The sequence below is a fragment of the Waddliaceae bacterium genome (assembly GCA_018694295.1).
Lineage (GTDB): Bacteria > Chlamydiota > Chlamydiia > Chlamydiales > JABHNK01 > JABHNK01.
Window position 1 is genome coordinate 20645 of sequence record JABHNK010000010.1, and the last position, 15758, is coordinate 36402.

Below are 15758 nucleotides of genomic sequence, written 5' to 3' on the forward strand. Positions count from 1 at the left end.
GGCACATACTTTATATGCCGACAACAAACCAACTGATTCGTTTTGGCCGTAAGAAGAAGGTCAAAAAAACGAAATCTCCTGCTCTTCAGCGTTGCCCACAGCGTCGTGGCGTCTGTTTGCAGGTTAAGACAAAGACTCCTAAGAAGCCTAACTCTGCATTGAGAAAGGTTGCCTGGGTTCGTCTTTCTAATGGCCAAGAGATTATCGCCTATATTCCTGGCGAAGGTCACAACCTCCAAGAGCACAGCATTGTTCTCGTCCGTGGAGGCCGTGTTAAGGATTTGCCTGGTGTCCGTTACCACCTAGTTCGTGGAGCGTTAGACTGTGCACCTGTGCAAGACCGTAAGCAAAGAAGATCGAAGTATGGGGCAAAGCGTCCTAAGTAACACTAAGATGCCTATGATATAGGCATCTTGGCCCGCGATATGTGCTTCTTTCGTCGCAGCACGCATCACGGTCAGACATCGGGATTCTTCCGGTGTCAGGTGAATACAATTCGATATTCTAATTTTTATAGCGACTTAACTTTTTTTTGTGAGGAGACATACCAATGTCACGAAGACACAGCGCTGAAAAGCGTCAAATAAAGCCTGACCCTCTATATAACAGTGTGGTTTTGGCAAAATTTATCAACAACATCATGCTCAAGGGCAAGAAGTCGTTGGCACGTTCTATAGTATACAACGCCATGGAGAGCTTCTCCAAACGCGTTAAAGCTGAAAACCCTCTCGCTGCTTTCGAGACAGCGCTAGAGAATGCCAAGCCTTCTCTAGAGGTGAAATCGCGCCGTATCGGTGGTGCCACCTATCAGGTGCCTATTGAGATAGCAACAGACCGTCGTACTGCTCTTGCTATGCGATGGATAATAAAGCATTCACGTAGCAAAGCTGGACGTTCTATGACAGAAGGTCTTGCTGCTGAACTAAGCGACTGCTTCAACAACCAAGGAACTACTATCAAGAAAAAAGACGACACGCACCGTATGGCCGAAGCCAACAAAGCGTTCGCTCATTACAAGTGGTAGAGGGAATATAAAAAAATATGGCAAGACCTAAAAACGAAAATCTCGGAAACGTACGTAATATTGGTATCATGGCACACATCGATGCTGGAAAGACTACCATCACCGAGCGTATATTATATTACACCGGGCGCACACACCGCATCGGTGAAGTCCATGACGGCGCAGCTACAATGGACTGGATGGAGCAGGAACAAGAGCGTGGCATCACGATAACGTCTGCCGCTACGACAGTTTTCTGGAAAGACAATAAGATTAACATCATCGACACTCCGGGACACGTAGACTTCACCGTAGAAGTGGAGCGTTCATTGCGCGTCCTTGACGGTTCTGTAGCGATATTCTGTAGCGTCTCTGGCGTAGAGCCACAATCTGAGACGGTATGGCGTCAGGCCGACAAATACGAAGTGCCGCGTATTGCTTTCGTCAACAAGATGGACCGTATGGGTGCAGATTTCTTCACCGCCGTAACGACGATGCGTGAGAAGCTTGGCGCCAACGCCATCCCTGTCCAGGTGCCTATCGGTGCCGAGGCGGAATTCCGTGGCATCGTCGATCTTCTTACCATGAAGGCATACATCTTCAAAGACGAGACTCTCGGCGCCGAATGGGACGAAGCTCCAATCCCTGAAGACCTTCTAGAGAAATGTACCGAGCTACGTACGCAGCTTCTTGATGAGCTTGCCACTGTCGACGATGATGATGATGATTTTATCATGAAAGTCTTAGAAGCCCCTGATAGTATCACAATCGAAGAGCTCAACGAAGTCATCAGAAAAGGTGTTCTTGCCAATAAGATCAACCCAGTGTTGTGTGGTTCTGCATTCAAAAACAAAGGTATCCAGCAGCTTCTTGATGCCGTAATAAGTTGGATGCCGTCACCGTTAGACCGTGGCGCTGTCAATGGTATAGACATCAAAAATGACGAAGACGTCCTTGTCGCTCCTGACGACGACGCTCCTCTCGCTGCTTTAGCCTTCAAGGTTATGACCGATCCGTATGTCGGACGTCTTACCTTCGTTCGCATATATTCCGGAACTCTGCTCAAAGGGCAGACGCTTCTTAATTCTACTAAGAACAAGAAAGAGCGTATAACTCGTCTTATCGAGATGCATTCTAACAACAGGAAAGAGCGTGAAGAGTTCTACACTGGCGACATTGCTGCTTGTATAGGCCTAAAGAACACTACTACTGGCGACTCCTTATGTTCTGTCGACCAGCCTATCCTTCTTGAAAGGATGGAGTTCCCTGAGCCTGTAATTTCTATGGCTATAGAGCCAAAGTCTAAGCCTGACAGGGAGAAGCTCTCAAAAGCTCTTTCTACTCTAGCTGAAGAAGACCCTACTTTCCGTGTTAGCACCGATGAAGACACTGGACAAACGATAATCGCTGGGATGGGTGAGCTACACCTCGACATCCTTCGCGACCGCATGGTCCGAGAGTTCTCCGTCGACGCCAATGTTGGAAAACCACAGGTGTCGTATAAAGAGACTATAACAATCCCAGGGAAAGCCAACACAAAGTTCTCCAAGCAGACCGGTGGTCGCGGACAATATGCTCATGTAGTTCTTGAAGTCGAGCCCAGCGAAGTTGGAAAAGGCAACGAGGTCGTCAGCAAGATTGTTGGTGGTGTCATTCCAAAAGAATATATCCCTGCTGTCATCAAAGGTGTCGAGGAAGGGCTATCTTCTGGTGTCGTCGCAGGATATACTACCATCGATGTCAACGTCGCCATCGTCTTCGGGTCATACCATGAAGTCGACTCTAGCGAGATGGCCTTCAAGATCTGCGGATCTATGGCGATAAAAGAAGCTTTGAAGAAATGCAAGCCTATCCTAAAAGAGCCTATCATGAAGGTCGACGTCAACAGCCCCGAAGCAAGCATGGGCGACGTCATCGGCGATTTAAACCGTCGAAGAGGGAAGATTATGGGACAAGAGATGATGCGTGGTGGCGTAGCCATCCACGCCGAAGTTCCTCTATCGGAGATGTTCGGGTATGCTACAACGCTTCGATCGTTGAGCTCAGGACGTGCCAACTATAGCATGGAGCCTAGCCATTTCGAGCGTGTCCCTGCAAAGATTCAAGAAGAAATAACAAAAAAATAATTTAAGGTAATAATACCATGTCAGCAAAGAAACAACAGAAAAGCCAAAAGCAAAAGATACGGATCAGGATGAAAGGCTACGACCAACGTATCCTAGATCTTTCCGTTGAAGATATCATCGAAGCAGGAAAGCGCACTGGCGCCCGCGTCGTTGGTCCTATCCCAATGCCAACGCGCCGTGAGATTTTCACCGTTCTGCGTTCGCCACACGTAAACAGGAAGTCTCGTGAGCAGTTCGAGATGCGTACACACAAGCGCCTCATCGACATCATGGAACCTACAGCACAGACGATAGATTCTTTGAAGAATTTAACTCTTCCTGCTGGCGTAGACATAAAAATCCAAGCGTAGGCTAGCACAAAACAATAAGAACTTGCGAAGGATCAACAAAACGAATGTTTTTGTTGATCCTTCGTTTTTATAATAATTGGTATAAGGTCAGTAATCAATCGGAATATATATTCAATGGGCTGTCGAACTCTTTGTAGCTCTTACTTTCGACGGCTCCATCTTTTACTATTAAGATATAATGCCTTTGCCCTTTACCACCACGAGGTCCGTGTTCTATACGTTCGATATAACGGTATTCTAAGGTGTCTGGTGCTGTCCTTGTGACGTCGTACTCCTCGCCGATACGCGTCTGAACTTCTTCAAACGGCATCCCTACCATTATGTCGCCGAACTCTTTTTGCGTTATCACCGACGCCTTTGTACATGACGTTGCCATCATTATCATCGCCACTGCCAGAAAATATACACTCTTCTTCATCGTTATTCCTCGTTACTTTTCTTCCATATCTTCCCTGTTATCGTCGTTGTGACGTCGTCGGGAGAACGATATTCCGCTTTCATGATATAGCTTCCATCGTCTTGTAGTTTATATGCTTCATACCCTTCGACTTTCGAAGTTTTTTTTCTAAACTCCCATGCCACAGTCTTTTCGTCGACGATTCCAGTGCCTTCTAGCTCTCCAAGGTCATCGTTTTTTAGTACTACGGCAAAGCGGTCGCCTTTTCGTGAAAAAACCATAACATTTTTAACGGCATCACCGCCACCGGCGACCTCCACCTCTTGCATCGACGTTACTTTATCGCCATCTTCGGTGAAGCTCCACCGCATATAACATTTAACGCTCTCTCCGGGCATCATGTTAAAGGCAATGTCACCTTCGCCGAGCCATACTCCCGTGTCAAAAATAAAAGGGTGTGTATCATTTTTCTTCAAAACATAAACCTTCTGCTATATATACTTTGTAATATTCCCAATGCTATCATCGTCGATAATATCGAAGAACCACCATATGTTACAAGAAGCAATGGCACCCCCGTTATCGGAAGGAAGCCCGTCATCATACCGATGTTTATTATTATATGTATCGCGAGATATACCGAAACACCTACGGCGAGGAGTCTTCCGAAAGGATCTTTCGCCACTGCCGAGACTCTGAAGCTAAAATATATCAGAGAATAGAACAATACCAACAATAAGAGTAGCCCTAAGAACCCAAACTCTTCTCCGAAGGCCGAGAACACAGAATCGGTATGTGCTGCTGGCAGCCATCCCCCTCCGGTGAACTCGCTTTTTTTCCATCCCTCTCCTGTCATTCCCCCTACTGCTATAGCCGTTACGGAAGCCCACTGGTGGTGGGTCTCGGGGTTGAGCCTCTCATATTGGTATTCTTTTATAACCTTAGTAGCATACGGCCTGAACTCTTCGTGGGATATTATCTCCAGGAAAAACATCGATACTATCGCCACCCCTGTTATCATCACCGCCGCCATACATCTCGTAACAAAAGGGTGTATGTCTCCGAAATAAAACATAACAAGGACTATCGGCAACAAAACCAGCGCAGTGCCAAGGTCTGGCTGTTTGAGGATAAGAAGAAAAGGTATCCCCACGATAACTCCTGCCAACAAGGCGGTGTTCCACTCTCGAGCTCGTGAGCTTCTTCTTTCAAGAAACCAGCTAAGGGCTATAACAACTGAAAGTTTGCTGTACTCCGAAGGCTGAAAAGCTACGTTTATAATAGGGATACGATACCATCGATGTACGCTCTGTATCGAGCCCGTAAAGAAAACTCCTATGAGGACGATTATCATGATAAAATAAAGAATCCATGTCCACTCGCGCAGCTTGTTATAGTCGAATCCTGCGAAAAAGATAAACCCTAAAATCCCTACACCGAAGCCACGAAGCTGACTCTTAACAAGAGGAGAGAAAAAACCGTCGTGTTCCACAGACATATGCGCATCCATCGAAGACATCACCGCGAGGCTTATCATGATAAACATCGCTATTATAGGAAGTATACGGAAGTCGATACGCCCAAGATAACGATAGCTCCAGATTTCTTTTAGCATGATGAATGCCCCAGATTTTTACCACAAAGACACAAAAAGTAGCGTAGAGCGTAAAGCAGATAGAAGAAGAACAGGAATTTTACCACAGAGACACAGAGAACACAGAGAGAAAGGGGGCTGGCTAGGGGTTTCACCCCTAGAACCCCGAGGATTTTTTTTTGTCTTTGGGGGTCTGGGGGGGAATCCCCCAGCCAGATTGTTTTCTTTCTCTGTGTACTCTGTGCCTCTGTGGTGAAAAATCCTACTCCGAATTCCGAACTCCGAACTCCGAACTTTTTAGGAAGCGTCATTCTCTCAAGTACCATCATCTGTTACCCACTTTTTAGCCATGCCTATTTTTGCAACTGATATTACGGGACACCTCATAACAAGGGTTGTCGCGTAAGGTCAATGCTTTTATTTACTCACGATTTTACAAACGCTTCCATATTATGTATAGATATTTTAACCTTAGGATTTCATCCTCGGAGGAAACTATGATACGAAAGAAATATAATGACGTCGAATGGCTAGAATTTGAGCTTTTTCAGCAGTTTCCAAACATCGTCCATGGCGTCTTCACCCGCCGAGGCGGTACAAGCTCCGGCGCCTATGAAAGCCTCAATATCGGCTATGACCTCGGTGACGACAACAATAATGTCGATGCGAACATCGCTCTTGTCAAAGAGGCCCTCAGCGTTCCAGCTTTCGTCTATGCGGAACAAGTCCATGGCATCGACATTGCTGTCGTCGAAGACGCAAAGAATATTCCTGTAGCCGATGCTATTATGACGAAAACCCACGGCCTTGCCCTTATGATAAAACACGCCGACTGTCAAGCCGCGCTTTTTTATGACCCTATAAACAATGCTATCGCCGCGGTACACTCAGGATGGAAAGGCAGCGTGCAGAACATCTACAAAAGCGTCATCACCAGCATGAAAAAATGCTATGGCAGCAATCCTGCCGATATCTTCGTAGGCATATCTCCTAGTTTAGGACCAAATAATGCAGAGTTCGACAACTATAAAGAAGAGCTTCCAGAAAAATTCTGGGAGTATTCTTCTGGCAAGAACCTTTTCGACTTCTGGGAGATCTCAAAACAACAGCTTCTTGACGAAGGCGTCCTCGCCGACCATATCGAAATAGCAAAGATATGTACATATGATGGCATCGAAGACTTTTTCTCCTTCCGTCGCGACAACATAACAGGAAGAAATGGCACCGTTATGGCAATCAACTAAATTCTAGCTAGCTTCCCATATTTCGCTGCGATCTTTCTGGTGCGCTTTTCTTCGTCGAAAAATACTTCATACATACGCCCTATCGAACAATAATACGAGGCGGTAATGATTCCACTTCCAAAAGTTTTATGCTCTACGGCATCGCCTATAGAGAAAGATTTGCTGACGCGTTCGTGTTCACGATAATCATCATCTTCTTCGTATGTAGCATCGTCAAAACTTTTTTTATTCATCGTTGCCGCATTTACTAAGGTCGTTGGAGGAAGCTCTTGAAGGAAGCGGCTCTGCCTCATATTTCTAAAAGAGCCCCAAAGGTTGCGGTTCTGCGCCGCCGTAAGGTACAGAAATCTGCGAGCACGCGTTATTCCTACATAACAAAGGCGCCTTTCTTCTTCGACGGCAGAAATATCACCCAATGCATTGGCATGAGGAAAAAGCCCCTCTTCAAGGCCTACAACAAAAACAACAGGAAACTCTAGACCTTTGCCATTATGTATCGTCATAAGATTTAGTCTGTCAGTGTCGGCATTGGTTTCGTCGATACTTGCCTTAAGAGATAGTTCCTCGAGGAACAATCCTAGTGTTCCATCTTCAGAATACTCTTCCCACTCTTGAGCTTTGGTGATAAGCTCTTCGAGGTTCTGCTTTCTGTCGTCGAAAGTCTCTCTGTCTGCTTTTATTACAGAGATATATCCTGTATTTTTTATCGCCGCAGCGACGAGGTCCGATAGCGGCTGTGTATTTTTTATTTTTCTAAGGCCTTCGATTATAGCGATATAATCGGCAAGGCCAGTCTTCTGCTTAGCGGTGATCCTTGTCTTTGGTACGGAAGCATCGCCACTAACAACGGCTTTACAATATTCGTAGACAGGCTTCTTTGCCTCGTCGGCAGCGAGGTGTATTTTTGCAATGGTGACATCGCCGAATCCCCTCTTTGGAAGGTTTATTGTGCGCGCCAACGAGACGAAATCGGCACTAGAATATACGATGCGCAGAAATGCCAGGATGTCTTTTATCTCGCGACGCTGATAGAACGAAATTCCACCAACTATAACATATGGTATCTTTTCTCTTAGAAGTGCGTCTTCAAAAATCCGCGACTGGAAGTTCGTTCTGTAGAAGATCGTCATATCTTTAAAAGAAACACCCTCACTTCGGTGCTGTAAAGCGTGCTTTACAACGAACTTCACCTCTTCGCGGTCGTTATAAGCATTGTAAAAGCGTATTTTTTCGCCATCACCGAGTCCGCTCCACAGTTTTTTTTCACGTCTAGTGTCGTTGTTTTTTATGAGAGCATTTGCAGCTTCGAGGATAGTATTTGTGCTACGGTAGTTCTGTTCGAGGCTTATAATTGCCGCTCCTGGGTAGTCTTTTTCGAAATTCATTATATTGTCGATGGTAGCTCCGCGCCACGAATATATCGACTGATCGGGGTCACCTACAACGAAGAGGTTATTAGTCTTCGATACCAACATTTTTATCATGTGGTATTGTGCGACGTTAGTATCTTGGTATTCATCAACGAGAAAATACTGCCACCTTCGCTGAAAATCTTCTAGCGCTTCTGGATGCTCCCTAAAAAGCCTTACAACGAGGTATAGAAGGTCATCGAAATCAAGGGCATTGTATTCTTTAAGCTTTTTCTGATACGACTCATATACTGCGGGAAAAAGACGCTCACAAGGCGTCGAAAGGTCTGTTGTATCGATATCTTCGGGGGCAATAAGGGCGTTTTTTGCCTGTGAGATAAGGCCTTTAAAGACTTTTGGCTTGGCATAGCTTTCCCTGACGGCAAGGCCATAGAGGCTCTCTTTTATAACTTTTCGTGCATCTTCTTCGTCGTATATTGTGAAGTCTTCTTTATAGCCTAGGTGTCCTATCGCCTCGCGCAAGATTTTCACTCCGAGGCTGTGAAAGGTGCTGATAGGAACATACCGTGCCGTTGCTGTAGCGACACGTTCGCGCATCTCCCCTGCTGCTTTGTTTGTGAAGGTAACGCCGAGGATATTCGATGCGTCGACGCCTTTTTCTATAAGTCTGACTATGCGCTGTGTTACAACACGCGTCTTCCCCGATCCCGCACCTGCGATTACTAGCGCCGGCCCATCTGTATGTTCTACTGCTTGTTTCTGTACGTCATTAAGCTCTATCACTAACTTTCACCTTTATAATTTTTGCACTTTGTGGCATCTATATATTATAACTAACATTGCGCGCCACTCTCACTTTATTGGCGTACTGCAAGGAGCAATCTGCTACGTATTCCTTCTCACCCAGCTCTTTATGAGCTTGGCTCGTCGGAAATACTTGCATCTTACCCCTTTCGCTACGCCACTAAAGCAAGATTAACGCGTAACGTCAGTTGTAAAAACAACAAACGGTAAGAAACCATGCGCGCTTTATTTTTTTCGCTTCTTTTTAGTATGACACTATCCATCGCGGCATATGCTGCGGACTTTTCTCCTGCCGTAACTCTCGGCATCGACGTCCTTGTCGAAGAAAGCCCCGAGATTCTCCGTGGAAAGAAGATAGGTATTATCATCAACCACACAAGCATCAACAGTTCCATGGTGCCGACCTTCGAGCTTTTAAACCGTTATTCCGAAGATCTCGACTTCAACATCGCCGCCTTGTTCTCTCCAGAACATGGCATAACAGGCGCCGTTTATGCCGAAGTCGTCAACGACGACACAACGCTATCGAACATTCCAGTTTACAGCCTCTACGGCAAAACCCGCCGTCCAACGAAGGAGATGCTCCAAGACCTCGACGTCCTTATCTATGACATCCAAGACATCGGATCACGATCATATACATATATCTCTACACTCTTCTATTGTATGGAAGAAGCTGCGAAATACGGCGTTAAAATCATCGTCGCTGACAGGCCAAACCCTATCAATGGCATCACCATCGACGGGCCTATGCTCGACGATCAATGGCGTTCTTTTGTAGGATATGTCGATGTGCCTTATTGTCACGGAATGACTATAGGAGAACTAGCCCTTTTCTTCAACAAAGAATACGATGTTGGTTGTGACCTTACTGTCATTTCCATGAAAGACTGGGAGCGCTCTATGTCTTTTAAAGACACCGGGTTAACGTGGATACCTACGAGCCCGCACATCCCCGAAAGCGACACCCCTTTCTTATACCCGACAACGGGAATCCTTGGAGAGCTTGGTATTGTAAATATCGGCGTGGGTTATACCCTTCCTTTCAAGCTTATCGGTGCTCCGTGGATCGATGCGAAACAATTTTCCCAGACTCTTAATGAGCAGAAATTTCCAGGCGTACATTTTCAGCCTTTCTATTACACACCTTTCTATGCGAAATACAAAGATGCCGAATGTGAAGGGGTGTATATTGTTATCACCGACCCTCTTACATACAAACCGGTGTCAACGCAATACCTTCTCATCGGCATGCTCAAAAATCTATACCCACAACAGTTTAAGAATGCAATAAAAGCCGCCACCGAACGTAAAGAAATGTTCTGTAAAGTCAACGGCACCGAAGAGATCTATACCATTATGACAACAGAAAAATATATCGCTTGGGAGCTACAAGAAGTCCATAAAGAACGCCGCGAAGCCTTCAAAGAACACAGAAAACAGTATCTTCTCTATTAATATCGTTCTTTCAGTGCTTGTATTCTCTTAAGAGAGGCATCTATCTCGTTTTCGCTGATACGCCCTTCTTCGACAGCGGCAATAATCTTGGACTGTATCGCTATGACATCATCGACGGTTAGCTCATTAGCCCTGTCTTCTCCTTGTATCGACACTCTACCACCGAGACACAGCATGTCACACCCTGCCGCTATTGCCTGTATCGACACCTCGGCGATATCACCATCACACTCGTCTATGACGCTTTGCATTACAAGGGAATCGCTAACGACAACACCTTCAAAGCCCATCTCTTCGCGCAACAATCCACGAAGAATCTTCCTCGAAAGCGTCGCACAATTATCTTTGTCGAGTGCTGGCATGAGGATATGCGCCGACATTATAGCATCTGTATCGTTAATAAGGCTTTTAAAAGGGAAAAGTTCCATAGCATCGAGTTCTTCTTTTGGCTTTACAACGATGGGGATAGCTCTGTGGGAGTCGACGCTGACGTCACCATGGCCGGGGAAATGTTTCAGCGTCACTGCCATTCCCGCTTTGTGGTGTCCGGCGATGGACCTTTCTCCAAAAGCAGTTACGATATCGGGATCGTCACCAAAAGCCCTGTCGTTAATGACAGGGTTGAGAGGGTTATTATTAACGTCGACGACGGGAGCGAAATTCATTGTAAAGCCGACAGAATGCATCTCTTTCGCTAAAGAATATGCCACCTCTTCGCCATATTCGAGGTCGCCGGTGTCCCCTACTTCTTTATTGCTCGGAAATCTCCTAAATTCTCCGCGTAGCCGTGCGACACGTCCACCTTCCTGATCGGCACATATCACCAGCGGCGGAAGCCCTTGCTCTTTGGCGTAACGCCGCAAGTCTTCACTAAGAAGCCTTACCTTTTCTTTGTTCTCAAGGACGTTGGCCCAAGTGAAATATATTATACCGCCGAGGTGGACTTCATCGATAAGTCGTCGTGCGTCATCGTTGATTTCTTCGCCATTGAAGTGCATGATCAGCATTTGTCCTACTTTTTCATTAAGAGGTAGTGCTGTTGAATCATAAGAACAAAAAAGGTTGTTGCTTGCCAAAACAAACATTATAGCGCTCAATAAAAATATAAAACTTTTCATGTCATTTACTCCTTGTGTCGATGATTTCAAAAACCATACTGCTTTCTCATTTTTTTTCAAAGAGTTGCTTGTAAAAAATTACCTTGACATCTCCTCTACCTTCTAAGGTATTGTAGCATATAATACAGAAAACCATACCTGGGGAATACCGTGAATATTGTCATCGTAGGCGCTGGAGATGTTGGCAGCCATGTCGCCACCTTTCTTTCGCGCAAAGAAAACAACATCACTGTCGTCGATATCAACGCTCATTGTCTTGAAGACATCGTCCAGAATGTCGATGTCGCTGTACGCGTTGGTTCTGGCACCGACTGGCAGATATTGGAAGACCTTAAGGAGATGTCTCCCGACATACTTTTTGCTCTTACTGACAGCGACGAGACCAACCTTATAACATGTTCTATAGCGAAGAACCTGGGATATCCAAAGACGGTGGCGCGCATAAGGAAGAGCAGCTACCTCAACAAGGCGCGCCTTGACTTCGGAAGGCTTTTCTGTGTAGACCATTTCATCTGCCCAGAGCTTCTCGTCGCCCATGATATCTTCAACTATGCTTTAGAGTCCGGAACCGTCGCCGTCGAGAACTTCGCACACGGCGCTGTGCAGATGCGCACAGTAAAAGTTCCTATGACATGGCGTAAGGGTGATACTTCGCTATGCGAGCTTGACCTTCCTAAGAAACTCGTCATCAGTCTTATCATGAGGACAACGACTTCTGTAACGAAAGGTAAGGAACGCGTTCATAAAGAACTTATCTTCCCTCATGGCAACGATCACATCCTTCCTGGCGACGAAGTTACCATCATCGGCGAAGTCGACGCTGTCGCTGCCGTCCATACATATTTCGGCATAATAAATAAAATCGCGACGTCAGCAATCATTGTCGGCGGTTCTCTTGTCTCTTTTCACCTTGCTAAGGTTCTCACCAAGAACGGTATCGCGGTAAAGATCATCGAGAAAGACTTCGAACGTTGTCGTTCTCTCGCCGAACAGCTTCCGCGTTGTACAATACTCCACCATGATGCCACAGACTACAGCTTCTTCCGTGCCGAGCATGTCGAAGATGCCGACCTTTTCGTTGCTTGTACCAATAAAGACGAAGTAAACATCCTCGCCGGTGGTCTCGCCAAAGAAGTTGGGTGTAAAAATGTCATAGTCCCGATTTCCAATGCCGAGCATATGCCCGTCGTCGAGCGTATGGGCCTCATCCATACTGTATCGCCGAGGATAAGCGCTGCCAACAAGATCTTCACGATAATACAGACGGAGTCTGTAGCGTCGATGGTATCTCTTTACGACGACGCTGCTGAAGTCCTAGAGATAAAAGTTACTATGGACTCACAGATCGTCGGCATCCCAATATCGGAGCTTGCTAGCAGCCTCCCAAAAGATTTCCTCTTCGCCGTCATACAAAATCGCGGGCGCATAATAATCGCAAGTGGCGACAAAATACTATCTCCTGGTGATACTGTCATCGTAATAAGCTCCCCAAACCATGTCGAAGGACTACAACAGATTTTCTAGGTCATGCTGTATAAAGAAATAAGCCGTGTTCTAAGTTTCTATCTTCTATATCTCGCCCTTGCTCTCGGCGTAGCGCTTGGCGTTTCGGCGTACTACGAATTCTTCGTCGCCCCCGAGGCGCATCCACAGCCGCATACCACGATGGCTTTCGTATATTCTATCCTAATAGACCTCGGCCTAGCAGGAATCTTCAGGCTCATAGGCCACAGCGCTGTAGGACGCCTACATCGCCGTGAAGGCCTCGCCATCGTTGTGTTGATATGGTTCATTACTGCTATCGTCGGAGGGCTACCGTTTTACATCTCTAAAACCTTCGAGAGTCCCGTCGACTCATACTTCGAGGCGATGTCAGGCCTTACAACAACGGGAGCAAGCCTTATGCTTCCCAAGAAATACCACGAAGATTCTGGCAATGAACTACCATACCATAAAAACATCTCTGGACCCTATGAGAACGAATATATCTACTATGGCACAATAACCCCTGTACGCGATTCTGAGGGTGATGTCACCATAGAAGGTATAGAAGCCGTCAGCAAAGGCATACTTTTCTGGAGAAGTTTTATGCAGTGGCTTGGAGGCATGGGTGTCGTCGTCCTTTTCGTTGCGATACTTCCGGCTTTAGGCGTCGGTGGCAAGGTGCTTTTCCATGCAGAAGCTACAGGGCCTTTTGCTGAGAGCGTAACTCCGCGTATAAAAGAGACAGCGAGTCTTCTGTGGAAGATATATCTCGGTCTTACTGTTATGGAGACGTCGCTTCTCATGATAACAAACAAGGCAATAACGTTCTTCGAAGCAATAACGATAACGTTCTCCACACTATCCACAGGAGGATTCTGCGTCAGAAACGACAGTATAGGGTCGTTCGCTTCTCCTTCAATGGAATGGATAATTTTATTCTTTATGATCGCCGGCGCCACAAATTTCGCCTTATATTTCTACTGTCTTAAAGGTAAATTTTACCGTCTAAAAGACCCAGAGTTCTACCTTTTCATCGCCATTATATGTGGCGGCGCAATATTTATGATGGCGAACCTCATGGGCACGGAGAAAGAGCTTCTCACTGGCGAGACGATGGCATTCGGGCGGTGGGAATCGCTACGATATGGCATGTTTCAACTGCTGTCGGCACAGACGTCGACGGGCTTCGCAACGGCGAACTTCAACACATGGCCTCTCGACTGCCAAGCTCTTATGATCATCGTTATGTTCATCGGTGGGATGTCGGGGTCGACTAGCGGCGGCATGAAGATAATACGCTTCTATATGGTCAATAACATCATATACCGCAAGGTGGAATCTATCTTCAAGCCCGAGATCGTCCATACCTTCAAAGTCCGTAATACCACCGTCGACGACAGCATGGCGATGACGGTGTTAAGTTTTTTAATAATACTGCTGTTCCTCGCAGCGATTGGAACTTTTCTCTTCATCATCGACGGCGTAGGCCCCGAAACGGCGCTTTCTATAGTGGCTTGTATGCTCAATAACGTCGGTATAGCATTCCGCGTCGCTGGTCCTACGGAATCGTTCGCCTTCCTGTCTGTTTTCGGCAAGATCCTCGGCTCGATATGGATGGTGCTAGGACGCCTTGAGCTCTTCGCCGTGCTGATACTGTTCCTACCGAGCTTCTGGAGGAAGTAGATTAATTAATTTTGCTGCAGCCTCACGAATTCTTTCGTGGGGAATTTCTTCGTATTCTGTCGCTTCGCATAGTTCTCGATATTGGCACCTGCTGCATGATCGTCTGTCGTTGGTATATGGGAAATCCATGACATCGGCGATATTCTTCTTAAGGTTTTTTTCGCGACCTTCGCCGGTATCGTGAAGTTTTTTCTCCATCATCGCGCTGCTCATTGTGATGAATTTTTCTACGCTATCAATCTTTTCCTGCGACAGCTCTTTATCTTGCCCAGCGCCAGTTTTATCGTAGTTATCGCTGTCGAGATAGTAAGGCACGAGGACAACTCTATCAGCTTCTATCCCCCAGGATTTTTCTGCGAAGAGCGCATAAGAATACAGCTGGTTTATATCTTTTTCATTGTGCCTGCCGGTCTTCCAGTCGAAGAGGACGATAGTATCGTTTTTTCCTTCGCGCTGCCATCGTAGCGCACAGTCGATGACGACCCACACTTTATAGACGTCGTCGATGATGAAACTGTCAAGGTCTTCGATGCCCAAGAATGTACTTCGTGGGCTCATTATCATTTTCTGTGTTATCGGCGAGTTATACCAATGCGTTATGCAACGCTTCATCTTATCAATAGCCGTTTTCATTGTGTCTTCTGTTATCTCGACGACGTCATCTCTATCAGCATAATATACTTCTAACAGGCTGTTATATTTTTTTGGCGATTCTCTCCACTTCTCATTCTTCGCCTCTTCGATTCCACGGACGAGTTCTTCCTCACCTTTTTCTATCATAGCTTCTAGTGTTACGAGTGTATTGTTCGCGCGGTATTCTTTTAAGGCATATTCTATGGTGCCATGGACGACGGTTCCGACGAACATCGGCATATTTTTCATGTTCTTCATGGCATATAGGTATCCCGCCAGTGAGTCGGCCTTCATAGCACCATTTTTTTGGTACATAACCCATCCTTCCCAGGAACCGTAGTATGTATACCAATATTTTTTTTCGCACTCTTCGAAGGCGTTATTCCGCGAAAATGACCAGCTGAATTCGTTTTTTAGTTTTCCACGTCCCATAATTATTTCCTCTTCTTGAAAAATATCTGCCGATATTGTATGCTACTATACATTACAAAGT

Annotated in this window: 14 protein-coding genes; 8 read left to right on the plus strand and 6 right to left on the minus strand. The window is 46.1% G+C overall.

From position 1 onward, the window contains the following. The first annotated feature begins 14 nt into the window (after positions 1–14). The 4 genes from HN980_01210 to rpsJ all read left to right on the plus strand — a co-directional run bounded on the left by HN980_01210 (position 15) and on the right by rpsJ (position 3479). Positions 15–386 (plus strand): 30S ribosomal protein S12, encoded by a 372-nt coding sequence (locus HN980_01210; GenBank protein ID MBT6928103.1) that lies wholly within the window; start codon positions 15–17, stop codon positions 384–386. 164 nt (positions 387–550) lie between these two features. Continuing rightward, positions 551–1024: a 30S ribosomal protein S7 gene (gene rpsG / locus HN980_01215; protein ID MBT6928104.1), complete on the plus strand. Its 474-nt coding sequence runs from the start codon at positions 551–553 to the stop codon at positions 1022–1024. A 17-nt stretch (positions 1025–1041) separates the two neighbouring features. Beyond that, the gene (fusA, locus tag HN980_01220) at positions 1042–3129 is read left to right on the plus strand and encodes an elongation factor G (protein ID MBT6928105.1); all 2088 of its coding nucleotides are present in this window, start codon (positions 1042–1044) and stop codon (positions 3127–3129) included. Positions 3130–3146: 17 nt separating this feature from the next. Further along, positions 3147–3479: a 30S ribosomal protein S10 gene (gene rpsJ / locus HN980_01225; protein ID MBT6928106.1), complete on the plus strand. Its 333-nt coding sequence runs from the start codon at positions 3147–3149 to the stop codon at positions 3477–3479. Between the two features lie 94 nt (positions 3480–3573). On the opposite strand, the gene HN980_01230 is transcribed toward rpsJ, so the two are convergent. Genes HN980_01230 through HN980_01240 form a run of 3 tightly spaced genes read right to left on the minus strand, consistent with a single transcriptional unit; the run spans position 3574 to position 5479 of the window. Further along, positions 3574–3897, minus strand: a complete 324-nt coding sequence (locus tag HN980_01230; protein ID MBT6928107.1) for a hypothetical protein — start codon at positions 3895–3897, stop codon at positions 3574–3576. A 2-nt stretch (positions 3898–3899) separates the two neighbouring features. Then, on the minus strand, positions 3900–4352 hold the full coding sequence (locus HN980_01235) for a hypothetical protein (protein MBT6928108.1): 453 nt from the start codon (positions 4350–4352) through the stop codon (positions 3900–3902). Beyond that, positions 4349–5479 (minus strand): FtsW/RodA/SpoVE family cell cycle protein, encoded by a 1131-nt coding sequence (locus HN980_01240; GenBank protein ID MBT6928109.1) that lies wholly within the window; start codon positions 5477–5479, stop codon positions 4349–4351. Before HN980_01240 ends, HN980_01235 begins: the two co-directional genes overlap by 4 nt. A gap of 488 nt (positions 5480–5967) precedes the next feature. Between HN980_01240 and pgeF the strand changes: the two genes are divergently transcribed. Continuing rightward, on the plus strand, positions 5968–6714 hold the full coding sequence (pgeF, locus tag HN980_01245) for a peptidoglycan editing factor PgeF (GenBank protein ID MBT6928110.1): 747 nt from the start codon (positions 5968–5970) through the stop codon (positions 6712–6714). Here the strand turns inward: pgeF and HN980_01250 are convergent. Beyond that, positions 6711–8867: a UvrD-helicase domain-containing protein gene (locus HN980_01250; GenBank protein ID MBT6928111.1), complete on the minus strand. Its 2157-nt coding sequence runs from the start codon at positions 8865–8867 to the stop codon at positions 6711–6713. The genes pgeF and HN980_01250 overlap by 4 nt on opposite strands. 237 nt (positions 8868–9104) lie before the next feature. On the opposite strand from HN980_01250, the gene HN980_01255 reads away from it, so the two are divergent. Continuing rightward, the gene (locus HN980_01255; GenBank protein MBT6928112.1) at positions 9105–10346 is read left to right on the plus strand and encodes a DUF1343 domain-containing protein; all 1242 of its coding nucleotides are present in this window, start codon (positions 9105–9107) and stop codon (positions 10344–10346) included. On the opposite strand, the gene nagZ is transcribed toward HN980_01255, so the two are convergent. Further along, the gene (gene nagZ, locus HN980_01260; protein MBT6928113.1) at positions 10343–11464 is read right to left on the minus strand and encodes a beta-N-acetylhexosaminidase; all 1122 of its coding nucleotides are present in this window, start codon (positions 11462–11464) and stop codon (positions 10343–10345) included. The genes HN980_01255 and nagZ overlap by 4 nt on opposite strands. A 150-nt stretch (positions 11465–11614) precedes the next feature. Here nagZ and trkA point away from each other — a divergent pair, with 150 nt between their 5' ends. Then, complete coding sequence (gene trkA, locus HN980_01265; GenBank protein MBT6928114.1) at positions 11615–12988, plus strand: Trk system potassium transporter TrkA; 1374 nt, start codon at positions 11615–11617, stop codon at positions 12986–12988. 3 nt (positions 12989–12991) lie between these two features. Further along, the gene (locus HN980_01270) at positions 12992–14632 is read left to right on the plus strand and encodes a TrkH family potassium uptake protein (GenBank protein ID MBT6928115.1); all 1641 of its coding nucleotides are present in this window, start codon (positions 12992–12994) and stop codon (positions 14630–14632) included. On the opposite strand, the gene HN980_01275 is transcribed toward HN980_01270, so the two are convergent. After that, positions 14609–15697 (minus strand): hypothetical protein, encoded by a 1089-nt coding sequence (locus tag HN980_01275; protein ID MBT6928116.1) that lies wholly within the window; start codon positions 15695–15697, stop codon positions 14609–14611. The two genes, HN980_01270 and HN980_01275, sit on opposite strands and share 24 nt — an antisense overlap. Positions 15698–15758: the final 61 nt, after the last annotated feature.

Excerpts from the sequence above, each read along its gene's own strand:
- pgeF (MBT6928110.1), top strand. The coding sequence starts at position 5,968 with ATGATACGAAAGAAATATAATGACGTCGAATGGCTAGAATTTGAGCTT.
- HN980_01255 (MBT6928112.1), top strand. The coding sequence starts at position 9,105 with ATGCGCGCTTTATTTTTTTCGCTTCTTTTTAGTATGACACTATCCATC.
- HN980_01270 (MBT6928115.1), top strand. The coding sequence starts at position 12,992 with ATGCTGTATAAAGAAATAAGCCGTGTTCTAAGTTTCTATCTTCTATAT.
- fusA (MBT6928105.1), top strand. The coding sequence starts at position 1,042 with ATGGCAAGACCTAAAAACGAAAATCTCGGAAACGTACGTAATATTGGT.
- HN980_01230 (MBT6928107.1), bottom strand. The coding sequence starts at position 3,897 with ATGAAGAAGAGTGTATATTTTCTGGCAGTGGCGATGATAATGATGGCA.
- rpsJ (MBT6928106.1), top strand. The coding sequence starts at position 3,147 with ATGTCAGCAAAGAAACAACAGAAAAGCCAAAAGCAAAAGATACGGATC.
- HN980_01210 (MBT6928103.1), top strand. The coding sequence starts at position 15 with ATGCCGACAACAAACCAACTGATTCGTTTTGGCCGTAAGAAGAAGGTC.
- nagZ (MBT6928113.1), bottom strand. The coding sequence starts at position 11,464 with ATGAAAAGTTTTATATTTTTATTGAGCGCTATAATGTTTGTTTTGGCA.
- rpsG (MBT6928104.1), top strand. The coding sequence starts at position 551 with ATGTCACGAAGACACAGCGCTGAAAAGCGTCAAATAAAGCCTGACCCT.
- HN980_01275 (MBT6928116.1), bottom strand. The coding sequence starts at position 15,697 with ATGGGACGTGGAAAACTAAAAAACGAATTCAGCTGGTCATTTTCGCGG.